This window comes from Bdellovibrio sp. HCB290, assembly GCF_047305925.1.
Classification (GTDB): domain Bacteria; phylum Bdellovibrionota; class Bdellovibrionia; order Bdellovibrionales; family Bdellovibrionaceae; genus Bdellovibrio.
The window spans coordinates 1,359,868-1,375,770 of record NZ_CP178620.1; the positions used below are offsets into that span (position 1 = coordinate 1,359,868).

Below are 15,903 nucleotides of genomic sequence, written 5' to 3' on the forward strand. Positions count from 1 at the left end.
AAAATCCATCAACATTTATTGTGCAACCGAGAAAATGTTGTTGGGATTTTGCTTATTTCTACTTTCACTCCATCTTGTTACTTCTGAACCAAGGACCTGATTACTGACATGAGAATATCGATCCGTTGTGCTTAAATCTCTGTGTCCCATGATCTCAGCGACAATTCTTCTGCTCATTCCTGTTGAATCCAAATAGCTACAAAATGTATGTCTTAAGCCGTGAAAATTAATTTTCTTAAGCTGAGGTATTTTCCTTAAATCCTGTGCAAGCATTCTGCTGAAGTGAGATGGATCAAGCGGCTTATCGCCACCAAAAACAAACTCACCAGAGGCTTGTGACTTCATCTTAAGAATCATTTGATGAAGCTCAGGAAAGATCGGAATCATTCTGTTTTCGCCGTTCTTGGTTGTTTCCCTGATTTCTCGGGTCTTTTGACGACATGTACGGCACACTTTAATAAAGCCAGTGTGACTGCCGGATTTTACATCCAAGAGAATGCATTCCCATTTTAAAGCGGAGACTTCCCCAGCACGAAGCCCTGTCCATAAAACAAACTTCCAAAGTTGCAACCATTTACTGAAGGTCACCGCGTTTAAAAAGAAGCTCATCTGTTTTTGGTCCCAGAATTGCGGATCTTTTGCGCGATGCTTTGGAGTTCTGATTGTAAGTAGGCCCGTTGCATTCGAAAGATCATCTTCGATTGCTTGTCTCATAATCATCTTGAACAGTGTTACTGAGCTGTTGATGTTGTAACTGCTCATGGAGTTGCTGTGTGATTCCGAAATGTAGTTTCTTAAATGGTGCTTATCCAATTCATTCGTTCTGAACGGACCGAAGTAAGGTTTTAAAAAGTGCTTTACTTGGTCTTTGTATCTCAGAACTGTGATTGGCGCGAGACCGTCTCTTATTTTTGATTCTAGCCACTGCTCTGTATACTCAGAAAAGGAAATTTTCGAGCCATAGGATTGGTCAACTTTTCCGTTTTGCATGAGTGTTTTGGTAAACTCGTGTTTTGCGAAGCTGATCGCATGTGACTGTTCGAGAAATCCTTGCTCCCGTATCTGTCCACCTCTTCCATCGGGTACAGCTGCTTTCCAGCGAATACCTTTTTTGGTGACGTAAGATTTTATGAATTTACGAACTTCTTTTTCAATTTTTGCCATGATTTCCTCCATTTTTGAGAAAACCAAGCCCACCCGTATTCGAATTTCAAAGAACACGGGGGACTTGTAGTACTCGGGTAATAATTTTTCAAGAATTAACTGATGGATCTTTGAAGCTGTTTGATCACTTGCTCAGGATCGAACAACATGGACCGACCCAGTTTAATGGTTGGCTTTATACGACCTTGCTTTAGGTGGTAACGAAGTGAGTTTTCGGATTTTCCTAACAGCTTGCTTAGTTCAGCGATGGTAATGAACTTACTCATGCCCAGACTCCAACGACTTATACGACAAAAGGGGACTTATGTCGTTTTTGGCGTAGCTTCCAACCGTGAAGCATTCTTTGTTCGATTTTTCTTGCTTACGAAGGACTTCAGTTGGGCGGCCACCGTTGCTTGAAACCGTTATAATTTCAATCATACGAGCATCACACAGTATCTTGATTGCGTCATCCACGGAGTCTTTCGGATAGTTGCGCTGCAAGTAGTCCCTGACATTTGTTCTTGTGATCCCGTGGTCATGCGAGCATATATACTCGTAAAGGCGGTCTGGCAGTGCAATGCCGAGTTTATCGCCGAAAATGTACTTTAAAGAGGCCATGCAGTATTCATGAATGGAAAGTGCACACTGTAGGGCCTCAATGCTAATCATGGGCTGTTTATTAATCAGCGATAGCACCAATGCTAACCTCATGACTTGAGCCTCGGATCTACTCGATAGGGAGCCAACGATTCCGGGAAGACCATCGGATAATTCTGGATAAATTGCCTCCCAAAGATCATCGGCGGCTTTACTTCTTTTAATTTCACCTTTTGTTTTTGCTTCAACAACAGCAGCGTTTAGCTCACTGGCCATTATCTGAATATCTTCAATCGGCGGAGTACCTCCGAATGGTTTAAATTGTGTTCTGCTGACTGAAAAGCAGAGAAACCTATTGGCCAAACCATTCATCACCTCGCGTTCGCGTAGCAACTGCACCAGTTCTGTCTTTGTGATGTGTCCAATAACTGAAACATGGTGATCACTGGCCTGTAGGGTTGATCCTTTGGTGATATTTCTTAAAGTTGAACCGTCCCAGGCATTTCTTAAAACAGCAGAAGTCGTGTTGTTCTCCTTGTTGACGACCTTGAGTAGGCCTCCAAATTCAGATTCCATAATCAGCAGCTTTTTATCGGGAATGGACCAACTATCATTTTCGACATCAGAACCATCTCTGAGCTTCCAAATCAAGGATTCGCCAGATCCAAAACCAGCCACAACATTTTTTGACAGCCACTCTGAATCAACCCCGGTGAGTAGGTTTCTAACTTGCCCCCAGGAGGTTCCTTTTCTTCCTTTAGAGGAGTTACCCACATTTAAAACGAACAGATTGCAACGCTGTTGGTCTGCTTCCGTTTTAAAGTAAGGGCCTCTTCCGACGATGTTTCCATAACTAACCAACAATTGACTCAATAGAGCCATCGGATGCGCCTCTGTATGTGGAGCAATCGCACTTACAATTTGACCAGCAAGCCCCCAAAAACACTTTTGATTTGCTGAAGGTTGGTTATTTTCCATAGCCTATCTCCATCATCTGTTGTTCAATCATTCCACAAGTCGCTGCTGCGAGATTGGCGATTTTTGATTTTAAATCATCAACATCGATCCTCAATTCAACGTGCGAACCTTTCACTGCGTTATCAATCAAATCGATGGATTGTTGTATGTGGCGGCGGGCATTTGATAACATTTGTTGCCTTTCTTTCAGTCTAATTAATCTCTTTGAGTACATGTTTTATCCTTCTTTCCCAAAATCCATGTTTCGATGTCACTTTGAAGCCAGCCAATTCCTCTTGCCCCAATTTTGATATCTGTGGGGAATTGACCACGCTTGCGCATTCTCCAAATGGTCTCCTTACTTAATCCTGTGATTTCAGATACTTGCTTTGTGTTTAGAACTTTCATTGTTCCTCCTAAACTGGAAGTTCCCATGAAATTTCATTGAACAACATGAAATATCATGGTCTGTAAGAATCAGACTTAAAAAATACGATTGTTACATTAGGTATGAAGCTATGTTTGAGTATCTGAAGCAGCGAAACCGAGAGCGGAATTTGAAATTGGAGTTTCTTTGTGCCCTTATTTTGACAGAAAAGAACATCAAAATATCCAGTTTGCGAAAAGAAGCCGAACGGCTTCGCGCAAGTTTAAGATTCTTTGGTGTGACTGAATCTGAGATTGAGAGCCAGGTGGGTTGGGTCGATTCTTTAACTAAAGACTTCAAAAAGAGTCCTCTTAAGTCGTTTATTTTTATTTTTTTAAAAACGGAAGCTTTTGAAGGACAAACAAATCCCGGGTTGAGTAAAAGAGTTGTTCGAGAAATTTATAAATACAATAAATCTCACATAAAGGCATCACCTGAAAAATCTCATGCGCTTTACTATCAAGCTCTTCACATAATTCAAAGAATTGACCTCGATACATTTTTGGGAAGAGAGCACATTAAAACTTCCAACTCGATGTCGAAGTTCAAAGAAAGAAAAGATCGAGAAACCAAATCCAAGTTGCCATTCTAAGAATTGTCTTTCATCGAGTTTTTATTTTTTAAATTCAGTGATGAGCTTCGCAAAACGCGGATCCTTTCGAATAAGATCTAACGCATGATCATTTTCAAGTGAGCGCCAATCAACATAACCAGATCTTAATGCCAACTCGAAGAAAGTTAAGGCGGTTTCTTTTTCATTCGACTCACAGAAATAAGCAGCAGTTTTATAACAGGCGAAAGCGCTTTTTTCAAAGCATCGGGACTTCATCTCAGATAAACCGATCTCTTTAAGATCCTTATTGTTTGTTCTAAGTCCATAGATTGCACACCCGTCAGGGACTTCATATTTATTTGATGTCGAAGCGCGAAAAACTTCACAACTCAAACCATAATAAGTTGTTGAGCTTGTAAGATCCTTTTTTGTACTTTGATAATACTCTGCCAAGGAAGCACATGCCCAAGATGCAGATTGAGTTTTTGAACGACAGGCCATTTCACTATGGATTTCATAATTGCGCATATCGCCCTCTTTTTGATAGAAGAGCGCCAAATCCACACAGGCGCTGGAGTTACCGTTTTCACATTCTGATTTTTTTAGCTTGTGTGCCTTCTCGGCATTTGCAGTCCTCAGTTCTGAAGGGGCCAATGACTTTTGGGGAATGCATTGATAATGAAACTCTGCCGTTTCAACATAACCTCCATCCAGAGCATACGCATATCCACCACTACCATTCCCATAAGAATTATATCCATATGCTGTTGGTGTGACACTTCTGCCGTAAATAGGATTTGCTACCATCTTATAAGGGTAACAAGGAATGAGACGTTCGATGCGCGCGCCATTGTCAGATTTCGGATCGTAGTTTTGATAAGCGATGATTCCCGAGTTTTCGTCACTCCTCGCGACCCATAAACGGGGTGATGCACAACCAGAAACGATCACAAGAAGTAAGACAATAACTGCTGCACGCATATAAAGCTCCAAATCCTAATAGAGTATGTAAACTTATCGGCATTTAAAAATACGACCTTTAGAGGTCGTGGTCCTTTTAAGGTCGTGCATTCACACTTAGGCGATGCATGTGGATGAAAAGACTTGGAAACTTATAAGGCGTATATCAAAGAATATACGTCGCTTACGCACCGAGAGAGGACTGACTCAAGAAGACATGGAGCAGTTTGGCTTTGGCGTTCGTTGGTATCAGCGTTTTGAGTCCGGTAAACATGTTCTTTCGATCCCTACGCTAGATCGCTTGGCGCGTGCATTCAAAGTCGATATCGTGGAGTTATTTGAAGATCCATCACAAAGAGATAAGTAATGAATGCATTTGCATTCAGTTCAATTATATCGGTGGTGACAATTTTCGCCGCGACTGATGTCCTACAAAAATATGCACTGCTTTCTATAGTGAAATCCAGGGGTTACAGCTGTACGGCAGTTGTATAAACAAAACAACTTGAGTTTGCTCCAAGAAAAGACGATAAAGAGATATGGGTAAACGTCCTACCAAAACACAATTTAAGAATGGTTTCCTTAATGAGCTGCGAATCAAAGCAAAGCCTTTGGAACAATTTTCGGAAGGCAATACCTCTTCAGTAAAGATCAACGAAAAGCCAAAGCGACAGCTTTTGAGTCAGCTTGATCTTTCCCATCTTTCTATAAAGCTAAATTAAAATATGGCTTTGATAGCATTTGAGGATTGGATTGCTCAATCAGAACACAACAAAGTGTTTATCGCTGATACAAATTTTATTTTAAAATCTAATACCAATTTCAAATCACCGGACGACAGTTACTGGGAAGAAGACTGTGCGTTGCTTAAGCAAGCCCGAGCTAGAATTTTGAGCTGTGGGAACAAGATCGTTTTCAATGCGACGGTGAAGCATGAGCTTTTACGACGAATTAGAACCATCATGGCCACAGTTGCGATTCAAAGTATGAATATCGATGGTCAACCATTTGGCCAAGATTTTAAAGACTTGCTGGTGAGGAACCCGGTGGATCTCAATCCTGATGCTTGTTTTAAACAGATTGTAAGAAGAGGGTATAATGCCTTCTTTACTGAGCTTTTGGGTGAAGATGGAGAATATTTAAAAGCTGAGTTCGAAGCTATGACTACGGGTTGTCAGTATTATCCGTTCAAAGGTGCTTTGAGTTGGGCTGATGCTAAAAAGACAATGGCACAGTACGGTTTAGATTCTGCTGATGCCATGATTGTTAACGCAGGAGTTAATGTATCGGACTGTGTGGGACTATTGACCGCAGATGCCGATTTTCGTTTCTGCTATGATGTTGATGGATTTGATATCATTATGCCGCGCAGGCTAATTCGTAGTATGCGAAATAAGAAACCCATTACTTATTCTATATATTGAGAGTGACGCCTGTTGCTGGAACTTTGTTGGTGTCTGATTGTGTTTCAGGCTTGTCAGCAATAGTGATTTGATGTGGGTGGGTTGGTTCTGTTTTATAAATTAATGATATTGTTAGTTTATTTTTCTTCTTTCTAGAAGAACCATCGGGTATCTGTCAAATCCCCTTGGGAACGCCAAATTTTTTTGAAAAATTATAAACCCGAGTCGCAAGATTCGGGTTTTTTTATTTTTCTGCGCTTTGATGAAATGTTGGCAATAACTCAACACTTAGGTCAGCCCCCCCCCTATATTCAAAATAGACAACAACTTGTTGAGTCTCTCACAATGATGTTTGCAGTCAGGAGAATTCATTCAACATGAGTAACAGAAATTCTAAAATTGCGGTTGTTGTGGGGAGTGTTCTTGTTGCGGTGTCGGTTTTTTCATACTTCAAATATTTTCATGATCCGGTATTAGCCAAAGTCGGGGAAACGAAAATAACCAAAAGCGATGTTGCTTATCGCGATAAGATCATTCGCCTGTCTTATCCTGAAGAGAAAAGATCCATGGGACTGTATCAGCTAATGAACAGTGCCATTCATTATGAAGTCCTGAAAAGCAATGGTGTGCAGATTTCTGAAGATGTGATTGATCAGGAAATGAAGCGCATTGATGATAACACTCGCAATCCGGAACAACTCAAATCCATCAAAAGTATTTTCAAAGAAGATGCTGAAGCTTATCGCCGGGTTTTCGTGCTGCCCACGCTGGTGGATCGGGTGATTCATTTTGATTTCTTTCTAAATGACGAGAAGACTCAGGAGGCAAGTATCAAGCCGCCATTGGAGTTTATCAACGCAATCAAGAATGGCAGGGAAACGTTCCGAAGTCGGGCAAAAAAACAGAACATCGAAATCGTGAAAGCGAAGATCTCGGCCAAAGATGGTGTCGTTTGGGAAAAGTCAGGAAATGACTTGTCTGCCTCCGAGAAGGATCTTTCTCACGAGGCTCAGGCTGAAATGGAGAAGGTATTACCAAAGCGGGATAATGCGCCTTCTGCTTCAGGAGGAGAATATCAAAAATGGCAGCAGATTTTGGCTGGTCTGGAGCCTGGACAAATGGTGCCGCTGCCGTTGAATTATGGTGAATTGTGGTTGGTGATCTTATTTGAGAAAAAGACATCGCCGACTTCTTTCGAGATAGTGGCCGGTGCTTTCCCAAAATTGGAATACGGCAAGTGGCTTGCATCAGAAAAATCCAAATTAGAAATCGAAATTTACGACAAGACTGTGCCATCTCCAAAGTAGTGCAGGTCGGATAGGTTACGATTCTGTTCCCTAACGCCTTATTAATAAGTAACGGGTATTTAGTTTAGGATGAAGGTCAACATGCCGAATTATAAGTATGCTGAAGTTTCTAGTAGTATTATTGCTGCTTACTTTTGATGCTACCACATATGCGCAAACGATTCCCTTTGGGTTTTGGAGAGCACACGCGCCTACGAATATTTGGTTTACTCTATCAGTCACTGGCGCTCCTTCCGCTCGTTCGAAACACACAGCTGTCTGGACGGGCAGTAAAATGATCGTGTGGGGCGGTATTTCAGGATCTACTTATTATAATTCTGGCGGTGTTTATGATCCGACAACGGATTCATGGACTGCAACTTCAACAAGTGGAGAAGTACCCGACCGACGCAGCTCCCATACGGCGGTATGGACGGGCAGTAAAATGATTGTCTGGGGAGGAACTTCTGTCGCCGCATTAGGCGATATCTTGGAAACAGGAGCGCAGTACGATCCTGTCGCGAATGCATGGAGCCGTATTTATTCATTTCCAGTCTATACCCCTCGCTATAGCCCGGCGTCAGTGTGGACAGGTACTCACATGATTGTTTGGGGAGGCCGAACTGGAGGCTCTACTTATACAACAACCGGTGGGCTTTACGATCCCACAACAGATACATGGACGAATGTCTCATCAGTCGGAGCACCCTCGGAAAGATCAAATCCTGGCACAGTTTGGATTGGCGATAAAATGTTCGTATGGGGAGGCTTCAAAGCGGGATACGTAGCCGGTGGCGGTTTGTATGATCCGATTTCAAACAGCTGGACAACTGTTTCAACGACTGGAGCCCTTTCAGCAAGAGCTGGCCATTCCGTTGTTTGGACTGGAAGTAAGGTGGTTGTCTGGGGTGGATACAACGGATCTTATTTAAACGATGGTACGCAATATGATCCGTCTACCGATTCTTGGTCAGCAATATCAACAACGGGAACTCCAACTGCGCGAGACTATCCTGCTGTGGCTTGGACAGGAAGTAAGATGGTTGTATTTGGCGGCTCTCAGAGTTCTTCGACTTATTTAAATGATGGTGGGCAGTACGACCCCTCAACTGATGCTTGGTCAGCGATATCAACTGTAGGAGCTCCTTCCGTGAGGGCAGGAATGGCCTTCACTTGGACTGGCGATAAGTTATTCGTCTGGGGCGGTTACGATTCAACATATCTGAATACGGGAGGTCTGTACGATCCATCTACCGATACGTGGACGGCGATTTCGACGGGCTCCCTGACTAATAGAGCAAATGGCTCAGCTGTTTGGACAGGTACGAAAGTGATTATTTGGGGAGGTACAAATGCCTTAAGCCGTTTCGGCGATGGTGCACAGTATGACCCATCGACTGACACTTGGTCTTCCATTTCAAGCGTCGGTGCGCCAACAGCGCGATATCTGCATGCTGCAGTTTGGACAGGCAGCAAGATGATCGTGTGGGGTGGTGCAGACGGCACAGCTACCTATAATACTGGAGGTCAGTATGACCCTCTTGCAGACACATGGACTGCAACGGTAAGTACTTCGTTGGCGCCGATAGCTCGCACTTTACACTCGGCTGTGTGGACCGGTAGCAAGATGATTGTGTGGGGTGGTTGGAATGCAAGCTCTACCTATTACAATTCCGGTAGCGAGTATGACCCTTCAACTGACACTTGGATCGCGACTTCAACGGTCGGAGCACCGGCCGCACGCAATCAACACACTGCCGTTTGGACAGGAAGTAAAATGATTGTGTGGGGTGGTTACAGTGGCGCCGGTTTAGATACAGGTGGGCAGTATGATCCTTCCACCGGTACATGGACAGCAACTTCGGTTATTGCCGCGACCGCGAGTGCTCGATACAGACATACTGCGGTTTGGAGTGGCAACGAGATGATTGTGTGGGGCGGTTATAGTGGAAGCTCCATGAATACGGGCAGTAGATATTATCCGTTGACGGATACGTGGACAGCCACTTCATCGACCTCGGTGCCGACAGCGCGACATTGGCACTCGGCTATTTGGACGGGTTCAAGAATGATCGTTTGGGGCGGGATCAACGGATCGACGTACTACAGTGATGGCAAAAAGTATGACCCCGTTGGCAATGCGTGGAGTACAATATCGTCAACTGGTGTTCCAGCGTCACGGCAAGGTCACACTGCGGTTTGGGCAAATGACAAGATGATAGTTTGGGGTGGAATAAGTACGGGTGCCAGTACCGTCAATTCGGGTGGAAGTTACTATCCGTAGTAAATCTACTTCGCATCCCATTCAATAAGAATTGTTTGATCCATTAAGTTCACTTTGAACTCACTTTAATTAGTTTTATTTACCAGCTGTGCATACCATCCGCAAATCATGAATGCCTGAAAGTAGCGGACCGGAATATTAAAGCCACTTTCACGCAGAAACCTTTCGGTTTCTTGCGGCGGAACTACTGCCAGGACATTTCGTAACACCTCTGGAAGTTTCGCCAGACTTTCATGTGTTCCGCCCATCAGCGACTGTACCGTCTTCCAGTTTTCCAGCATTGCTGGGAATTCTGGCGAGTTCAAATCAAAACTGATTTCCGTATTTACGACATAACCTCCGGGAAGCAGGCGGGCGTGGATGTCTTTAAAATATGTCAGGCGTTCTTCTTTTTTAATGAAATGCGCGACCAGAATGCTCAACACAGCATCGTATTTTGTGTCGATTGGCGCGTCGTGAATATAGCCCTGAATGAATTCGCAGCGATCTGCCAATCCCGCCTTTGTGATGCGTTCACGGCAGACATCAAGCATTCCTTTGGAGGGCTCCAATGCGACAAAATTCCATTCAGGATAAAAATGAGCCAATGCCAGAATCTCATTTCCGGTTCCTGCTCCAACACATAATACTTTTGACTGCGTAGGAAGATCTTTTAGAAGCAGTCGAATCAGAAACAACATGCCGTCAGAAATAGGCGCAAGCTTTTTGTTTTTCTCATCATAGACGACGGCAGCTTCAGGCGGGAAAAAGTCGGTAGGTGGCTTGTTCATAAGTTGATTCTATCCATGAACCAAGGGTATCTTCAACTTATGAAAACAATCTGTCATATTATAGCGGTCATGTTATTTGCGGTTCCGGTATTTGCCCTGCAACAAGGTGATGCACTGACTTCCTTTAAAATTGAAAATCAATTCGAAGAAGTTGCGGAGTTAAATCATGAAACAAAATTGATTGTTTTTACCATTGATATGAAAGCTGCCAAATTATTGTCAGAGTATCTGAACGAAAATGCGGCGAAGCTGGATCTGGCGCAGACGTTAATTATTTCTGATATTTCAAAAATGCCGGGATTGGTTTCTAAGATGTTTGCGATTCCAAAGATGAAAAAGTACGCCTTCAAACTGGCGTTGGATAAATCAGGTGAAGTCACAAAATCCTGGCCACGTCAGGAAGGCAAAGTGACTGCGATCAAGATGAGTCAGTTGAAAGTGGAATCAATTGAGCAAATTGACTCAAAAGAAGCTATCGGCAGTCTGTTTTCGCAAAAGGTGCAGCCGTAGTTAAAACACCACGACATGATGCTGACCGTTCACGGTTTCTTCCGGCCAGACAATATAGTAGTGGCCGGATTTTTTCGCCAAATACAGGCGGGTGTGAACAAACTCGCCTTTCCAATAATACTCGTTTTGATATTTAAAGTTTTTACTGACTTCTTCAAGAAGGTCTTCAAATCCGACAACTGTCAGACGATCCCCGGGGCGAAGATCATTGGCTCTTACGGGATCGTCTATAACGATTTCCTGTCCCTTTGCGAGCGAGCACCTATTGAGAGTTTTCATAAGGCCTCCAAGTACGTGCAACAATACCTTTACTCTTAGAATATCCTCACAAAATATAAGAATCTATTCAGATCTCAATAAAGGGCGCTAAATCAGCGCCCTTAAAAGTTGAGCTATGGACGATTGGAACGTCTTTGATTTTTTTTGCTTAGGCTTTCGCGTCCTGTAAGTTCAAAATCTGTTTCCAAATCATCACGGGATAGATCTTCTCTTCCCGCAAGATCATCATCCATGGATCTGCGTGACGAGTTCCGTTTGCTTTGGGACTTCACTGATTTCTTATTCTTTTGCGCCATAAATCCTCCTGCCAATATGCTAATTCGGCAAAAGGGAGGGCTCTAGGAAACAACGCCACTTCTGGCAGAGTACAAGAGGAGCGACTTGATAAAGGGGGCCTAGGTCAGAGGGACTTGGCCGGAAGTAGGGCTATTACTTTGTCGCAAGTTTCTTTTCAATGGCATCCAGACGTTTTTTCAGTTCAGCGTTTTCGTGCGCTAATTTTTCGTTCTGTTCTTTTACCAAGGCGATTTCGCGGTGTAGCACTTTTGAGTCTGAAGACCACTGACTATGGAACTCCTTAAGTGCATTTATGACGGTGTAAATAAAGGCGCTATAGTTCACAGTTTTAATTTCAGTTTCTTTCTTATCAGACTCACGAAGTTTGACGGATTTTGTTTCAATCAAAGAAGGCGCGATCTTTTCAACTTCCTGGGCGATAACACCCAATTGATCTTTGCTGGAGACTTCTTCGCCACCAAGGCCGTTGTATTTAAAGAATTTTGGTTGCAAGCCTAAAACGACATCGAGGCCAAGGTTGAAGGGCTTGATATCTTTTTTAAGACGAATATCTGATGAACAAGTTCCTGAGGCCACACCAGCGGAAGTGCGCAGACAGGTCGACGTACGAATATCGCCAATCACGTCCAGCGGATATATTGCATTGAAACTTGCACCTGCTCCCGGAATTGAAACATAACGATTCGAGGCGATGCGAATTCCTTCGCCAGATCCAGCTCCCGTATTAACACTGAAAGCAATTCTGGTTTTATATGAAGTTGCAAACGAGTCTTCAGTGACAGCCGTGATTATAGCGCCACTTTGGAAGCCAGATCCGGTGCCGCCTTGAAAGGTGAGACTGCCAAGGGTTGTGCCATTGGCGACGGCCGCAGGAGCGGATAAAGTGCCCTGGGAGTGGCGCAGGAAGAATGCTGGCGTTGGAGAAAGCGCACCACCGCTATAGGTTGTGATGTAAGCATCATCGTAACCATCTGTATTGTTGTTGTTAAGAATTTCGAAAACTCCGGAGGGTGTCGTTGTATTAATGCCAACAGATCCCGTCGCAGAAACCGTCACACGGGGATAATCCGAAGTGATCAAATGCAAAGGAGCCGCATTGCCTGTACCCACACCCATATTTGAAACCGGAAGGGACGTGGAATAGGAACGAAGCACTGCAGAGTCCGCTTTCGGAATTGTACTGCTGCCCCAGTTTCCTGTGACTCCAGAACTATAGGAGATCAATTGCACGGCGGCGCTATTGGATTCAACATCCACAGCAGAAGCCGCCGTGTCCCCCGCATTAGTATTTCTTAAAAGAATCGCTGTATCGGTATTTAGATCGGATTGGACATGAAGTGTTTTAGCCGGGGTTTGAATCGCAGCACTTGGACCAATACCTACGAATCCTGCATCTGTGATGGCCATTTTTGTAGTTGTGGTTGTTGTTCCGATTTGAGTTGTGTCGAAGTGGATTTTTGAACCCTGAGCACTCGCGGTCATATTTTCGGAGGCAATAAAATTAATAGCAGTACGGCCTCCAGTTTGGAAAGCCGATCCTAAGTAACCCAAGGATGTGATTTGCCCGATATTGTCGGCGGCCAGAATCGCCGTCGGACTGGCTTTCGAACCGCGAGCTCGCATCAATGCCACTGTGGGAAGTTCAGTGTCAGAGTAAGTCACAGCACCCAATCGTCCCGTTGGTGAGGTGCCCTGGCCTTCAACCAAAAGTCCCACGCGGTTTGGCCAAACTGCTGCCGCAGGAACCTGCAAAGCAATATGCATCGGAACTGTCGGTGCGTTTGTACCCAGACCCGTATAACCGTTGGAAAGCATGCGCAGTCTTTCCGTTGTATTCACAGTGTCGGTACCGGTATTTAAATTAATCACAAAGTTTGCAGGTGTTGCACCGGTGGACCAGTTCGATTCCGCATCAAAGTGTATATAGCCAGCAGTGACTGTGGTGCCTGCAGTATCAATAACGCCCGAAGCGCCAAAGTTTCCAAGAATATCATTGGTAAGTACCGGAGAGTAGTTAGTCTCTGAGGTTCCCCGGTTTTTCATTGTCCAGAAACTTCCCCCGGCAGAGTGGGCTCCGTAGCGGGTGGCATAGATACTGGAATCCGCAAAGCCAGTTCCAAGTATATGCAAACGGGAAATTGGTGAAACGGCGCCAATTCCGACATTTCCAGTGGTATCGAATGTCATACGAGTGATGTTGTTGGTTAAAACACTGAGCTTATTTGCATCTGTCGTTCCCAGGCTTGCTGCCGCCGCAAAGGCATTTCCGCCATTGACGTAAACCCCCGCAGCTCCCGTTTTGGGCAGATCTGTCGACGCTATTGTTCTGAACGTCGGTGTACCAGATCCCACAGCGGGACCTGCCAGGAAGGTGCCCTGTGTTTGTGAACCAAATGCTGAGCCCGTAATGGAAATACTTGAACAAGCCCAAGTTCCCGTCGGTGATGAGAATGTCAAAGTTTGATTGGCAGCACAGTTCGCTGGCATCTGTGATGACTTGATTAATGAGCCACTGTCAGAGAGGTCTGTCGATGCCAGTGTCGTGTTCACCCAGGCCGTGCCATTGTATTTCAGTGACTGTCCTGATGTTATGGAAGTGATCGTTAAAGTCGTGCCCGCAATCTTTGCCAAAGTTGGATTTGGAAAGGTACCGGTCAGATCACCACCAGCAGTGGAAAGCCCCAGGTTTGCCCGGGCCGTGGCTGTATTGGCAAGGTCACTCAGATTGTTCGCTGGATTAAGCGGCGTGAAACCCAGTGAAGACTGCTTGCTATTGAAAGTCGTCCAATCAGCGGAAGACAGGTAACCATTGGTCGATCCGTTGGCTTGAGCAATCGTGATATTTGGAGCGACTCCACCAGAAGAAGCTAGTGGCGAAGAGGCTGTCACTGTGGTCACAGTCCCGCCGGAAGTCGTATCAGCAGCCGGCGCCCAACTTGTGCCATTAAATTTTAGAACCTGACCTGAAGTGGGTGCCGCAGAAAAGTCCAATGCATAACCTTTGATTTTCCCAACAACCGTCGCCCCTTGGGTACCGGTCACATCGCCAGCAAGGGATCCCGTGAAGTTCGCAGCCAACGATGCTGAACCCACAGCCAGTGAAGTTTGCGCTGAACACTGCCAGCCATTTGTCACATCCCAAATCAGAATTTGCGAAGCAGAGCAAGACAGGGGGCGAAGTGTCGCTCCGGTGGTCGCATCTGTCGATACCAGGCGATTGATGCCGGGATTAGTGAAAAGTTTTGGCGTGGTAATTGCTCCATCAAGAACTTTGCTGCTAGTTACTGCATTGTCGGAAATCTTAGTCGCAGTGACTGCATTTGCAGTAATCGTAGGATTCGGATAGGTACCGGTCAGATCACCACCAGCCGTAGAAAGTCCTAAGTTCGCTCGCGCCGTAGCAACATTTGCAAGATCACTTAAGTTATTTGCCGGATTCAATGGCGTGTAACCCAAAGCACTTTGTTTGTTACTGAAGGCAATGTAATCGCTGTTCGAAATAAGTCCCGCAGCAGCTCCGCCTGTGGAAGCAAAGGGGATGCTTAAGGTGTGAGAGCCCGCCGAGTGCGCCCAGGACAACGAAGCGCCTGTTGTATTGACGGCAAACGAATGAGACGTGGCTGTGTCACCATTAATACTTTGAATACCTGATCCTGCAGCCCCCAACTGGTCCGCGATACATGCAAAGGCGCCACCAGAGAAAGTCAGAACTTCTCCACTTCCGCAGTTGGCAGCGGGTAACTGTGTTTTTAAAGCCAGATCGTTGGCACTTAGTGTACCAAGTTTTTCCGCTGACAAAGAGTAAGCCGCATAAGGGACCGAACGAACCACAGAGTCTGGGGAAATTAATTGCCAGCCAGAACCATCCCAGAAAGAAACCCGTAATTTTCGACCATCACTGGAGCTTGCAGGATAGTTGGAGGAGGAGTCCGTGTTGTCATCGTTGGCGCAGGTATAGGTGCGCGTGTTGTTGAAAAAGTCTGTAACCTTGGAAGTCCCTGCAGCTGGATATTGGCGGGAACCCGTGCCGATGGAAACATCAAACACGCCACCAGAGTTGCGCATATCTATTCCGGATTTTTGCTCACGATAAATGACACAGGCACCATCAGGGCTGGTGACTTCAAAGATAAATGCGACGCCGTTGTTTTCCAGAGGTTGGCCATTGGACTTAAGAATACGTCCCTGATAACTCAAGGAAGTCGGAGATGCGTCTGACGTCAAAGCATACGCCAGAACCAACAAAACTGCAGAGACGTTCAGGGTCAGTTTGTTCATACTTTAAAAATCGGAATGTAAGGAAGTGTTCTTGAGTGAGACGAGCTCGTATTGCTGCAATTTACTCATATTGTAACGAGCTTGTATCGATACGGTTCAATAAAGTGAGGATGAAGCAGAATTTATCTGAAGATGGTGGAGCCGGCAGACAGCTCC

Annotated in this window: 16 protein-coding genes; 6 read left to right on the forward strand and 10 right to left on the reverse strand. The window is 44.9% G+C overall.

What is annotated here, in order from left to right:
- Positions 1-15 precede the first annotated feature (15 nt).
- The 5 genes from ACLVWU_RS06720 to ACLVWU_RS06740 form a co-directional block, all read right to left on the reverse strand.
- Entirely contained in the window at positions 16-1,164 is a 1,149-nt protein-coding gene (locus ACLVWU_RS06720) for a tyrosine-type recombinase/integrase (protein ID WP_413578218.1), read from the reverse strand.
- 95 nt (positions 1,165-1,259) lie between these two features.
- Positions 1,260-1,430, reverse strand: coding sequence for a helix-turn-helix domain-containing protein (locus ACLVWU_RS06725; RefSeq protein WP_413578219.1), 171 nt, complete (start codon positions 1,428-1,430; stop codon positions 1,260-1,262).
- The gene (locus ACLVWU_RS06730) at positions 1,423-2,721 is read right to left on the reverse strand and encodes a DUF3987 domain-containing protein (protein WP_413578220.1); all 1,299 of its coding nucleotides are present in this window, start codon (positions 2,719-2,721) and stop codon (positions 1,423-1,425) included. Before ACLVWU_RS06730 ends, ACLVWU_RS06725 begins: the two co-directional genes overlap by 8 nt.
- Positions 2,711-2,935, reverse strand: a complete 225-nt coding sequence (locus ACLVWU_RS06735) for a hypothetical protein (RefSeq protein ID WP_413578221.1) — start codon at positions 2,933-2,935, stop codon at positions 2,711-2,713. Before ACLVWU_RS06735 ends, ACLVWU_RS06730 begins: the two co-directional genes overlap by 11 nt.
- Complete coding sequence (locus tag ACLVWU_RS06740) at positions 2,917-3,108, reverse strand: helix-turn-helix transcriptional regulator (protein ID WP_413578222.1); 192 nt, start codon at positions 3,106-3,108, stop codon at positions 2,917-2,919. Before ACLVWU_RS06740 ends, ACLVWU_RS06735 begins: the two co-directional genes overlap by 19 nt.
- Before the next feature lie 149 nt (positions 3,109-3,257).
- On the opposite strand from ACLVWU_RS06740, the gene ACLVWU_RS06745 reads away from it, so the two are divergent.
- Positions 3,258-3,719, forward strand: coding sequence for a hypothetical protein (locus tag ACLVWU_RS06745; RefSeq protein WP_413578223.1), 462 nt, complete (start codon positions 3,258-3,260; stop codon positions 3,717-3,719).
- A 21-nt stretch (positions 3,720-3,740) separates the two neighbouring features.
- Here the strand turns inward: ACLVWU_RS06745 and ACLVWU_RS06750 are convergent, their stop codons facing one another.
- A complete protein-coding gene (locus ACLVWU_RS06750) occupies positions 3,741-4,661 on the reverse strand; it encodes a TPR end-of-group domain-containing protein (RefSeq protein ID WP_413578224.1) in 921 nt (306 codons plus the stop codon).
- Between the two features lie 103 nt (positions 4,662-4,764).
- Here ACLVWU_RS06750 and ACLVWU_RS06755 point away from each other — a divergent pair, with 103 nt between their 5' ends.
- The 4 genes from ACLVWU_RS06755 (at position 4,765) to ACLVWU_RS06770 (ending at position 9,613) form a co-directional block, all read left to right on the forward strand.
- Entirely contained in the window at positions 4,765-5,007 is a 243-nt protein-coding gene (locus ACLVWU_RS06755; protein ID WP_413578225.1) for a helix-turn-helix domain-containing protein, read from the forward strand.
- Between the two features lie 358 nt (positions 5,008-5,365).
- On the forward strand, positions 5,366-6,064 hold the full coding sequence (locus tag ACLVWU_RS06760) for a hypothetical protein (RefSeq protein WP_413578226.1): 699 nt from the start codon (positions 5,366-5,368) through the stop codon (positions 6,062-6,064).
- Positions 6,065-6,420: 356 nt separating this feature from the next.
- Positions 6,421-7,350 carry a hypothetical protein gene (locus ACLVWU_RS06765; RefSeq protein ID WP_413578227.1) on the forward strand — a complete coding sequence of 310 codons (930 nt, stop codon included), beginning with the start codon at positions 6,421-6,423 and terminating at the stop codon, positions 7,348-7,350.
- Positions 7,351-7,447: 97 nt separating this feature from the next.
- Positions 7,448-9,613, forward strand: coding sequence for a Kelch repeat-containing protein (locus tag ACLVWU_RS06770; protein ID WP_413578228.1), 2,166 nt, complete (start codon positions 7,448-7,450; stop codon positions 9,611-9,613).
- A 65-nt stretch (positions 9,614-9,678) separates the two neighbouring features.
- Here the strand turns inward: ACLVWU_RS06770 and ACLVWU_RS06775 are convergent, their stop codons facing one another.
- Positions 9,679-10,383 (reverse strand): class I SAM-dependent methyltransferase, encoded by a 705-nt coding sequence (locus ACLVWU_RS06775; protein ID WP_413578229.1) that lies wholly within the window; start codon positions 10,381-10,383, stop codon positions 9,679-9,681.
- Between the two features lie 39 nt (positions 10,384-10,422).
- On the opposite strand from ACLVWU_RS06775, the gene ACLVWU_RS06780 reads away from it, so the two are divergent.
- Positions 10,423-10,893 (forward strand): hypothetical protein, encoded by a 471-nt coding sequence (locus tag ACLVWU_RS06780; RefSeq protein WP_413578230.1) that lies wholly within the window; start codon positions 10,423-10,425, stop codon positions 10,891-10,893.
- Here ACLVWU_RS06780 and ACLVWU_RS06785 read toward each other — a convergent pair whose 3' ends face one another.
- The 3 genes from ACLVWU_RS06785 to ACLVWU_RS06795 form a co-directional block, all read right to left on the reverse strand.
- Positions 10,894-11,172: a hypothetical protein gene (locus ACLVWU_RS06785; RefSeq protein WP_413578231.1), complete on the reverse strand. Its 279-nt coding sequence runs from the start codon at positions 11,170-11,172 to the stop codon at positions 10,894-10,896.
- 113 nt (positions 11,173-11,285) lie between these two features.
- Positions 11,286-11,468, reverse strand: coding sequence for a hypothetical protein (locus tag ACLVWU_RS06790; protein WP_413578232.1), 183 nt, complete (start codon positions 11,466-11,468; stop codon positions 11,286-11,288).
- A gap of 133 nt (positions 11,469-11,601) precedes the next feature.
- Positions 11,602-15,747 (reverse strand): tail fiber domain-containing protein, encoded by a 4,146-nt coding sequence (locus tag ACLVWU_RS06795; RefSeq protein WP_413578233.1) that lies wholly within the window; start codon positions 15,745-15,747, stop codon positions 11,602-11,604.
- Between the last annotated feature and the right edge of the window lie 156 nt (positions 15,748-15,903).

What these genes read in the sequence shown, in the direction of transcription:
- ACLVWU_RS06720 (WP_413578218.1), bottom strand. Translation starts at nt 1,164, where the DNA reads ATGGCAAAAATTGAAAAAGAAGTTCGTAAATTCATAAAATCTTACGTC.
- ACLVWU_RS06725 (WP_413578219.1), bottom strand. Translation starts at nt 1,430, where the DNA reads ATGAGTAAGTTCATTACCATCGCTGAACTAAGCAAGCTGTTAGGAAAA.
- ACLVWU_RS06730 (WP_413578220.1), bottom strand. Translation starts at nt 2,721, where the DNA reads ATGGAAAATAACCAACCTTCAGCAAATCAAAAGTGTTTTTGGGGGCTT.
- ACLVWU_RS06735 (WP_413578221.1), bottom strand. Translation starts at nt 2,935, where the DNA reads ATGTACTCAAAGAGATTAATTAGACTGAAAGAAAGGCAACAAATGTTA.
- ACLVWU_RS06740 (WP_413578222.1), bottom strand. Translation starts at nt 3,108, where the DNA reads ATGAAAGTTCTAAACACAAAGCAAGTATCTGAAATCACAGGATTAAGT.
- ACLVWU_RS06750 (WP_413578224.1), bottom strand. Translation starts at nt 4,661, where the DNA reads ATGCGTGCAGCAGTTATTGTCTTACTTCTTGTGATCGTTTCTGGTTGT.
- ACLVWU_RS06755 (WP_413578225.1), top strand. Translation starts at nt 4,765, where the DNA reads ATGCATGTGGATGAAAAGACTTGGAAACTTATAAGGCGTATATCAAAG.
- ACLVWU_RS06760 (WP_413578226.1), top strand. Translation starts at nt 5,366, where the DNA reads ATGGCTTTGATAGCATTTGAGGATTGGATTGCTCAATCAGAACACAAC.
- ACLVWU_RS06765 (WP_413578227.1), top strand. Translation starts at nt 6,421, where the DNA reads ATGAGTAACAGAAATTCTAAAATTGCGGTTGTTGTGGGGAGTGTTCTT.
- ACLVWU_RS06770 (WP_413578228.1), top strand. Translation starts at nt 7,448, where the DNA reads ATGCTGAAGTTTCTAGTAGTATTATTGCTGCTTACTTTTGATGCTACC.
- ACLVWU_RS06775 (WP_413578229.1), bottom strand. Translation starts at nt 10,383, where the DNA reads ATGAACAAGCCACCTACCGACTTTTTCCCGCCTGAAGCTGCCGTCGTC.
- ACLVWU_RS06780 (WP_413578230.1), top strand. Translation starts at nt 10,423, where the DNA reads ATGAAAACAATCTGTCATATTATAGCGGTCATGTTATTTGCGGTTCCG.
- ACLVWU_RS06785 (WP_413578231.1), bottom strand. Translation starts at nt 11,172, where the DNA reads ATGAAAACTCTCAATAGGTGCTCGCTCGCAAAGGGACAGGAAATCGTT.
- ACLVWU_RS06790 (WP_413578232.1), bottom strand. Translation starts at nt 11,468, where the DNA reads ATGGCGCAAAAGAATAAGAAATCAGTGAAGTCCCAAAGCAAACGGAAC.
- ACLVWU_RS06795 (WP_413578233.1), bottom strand. Translation starts at nt 15,747, where the DNA reads ATGAACAAACTGACCCTGAACGTCTCTGCAGTTTTGTTGGTTCTGGCG.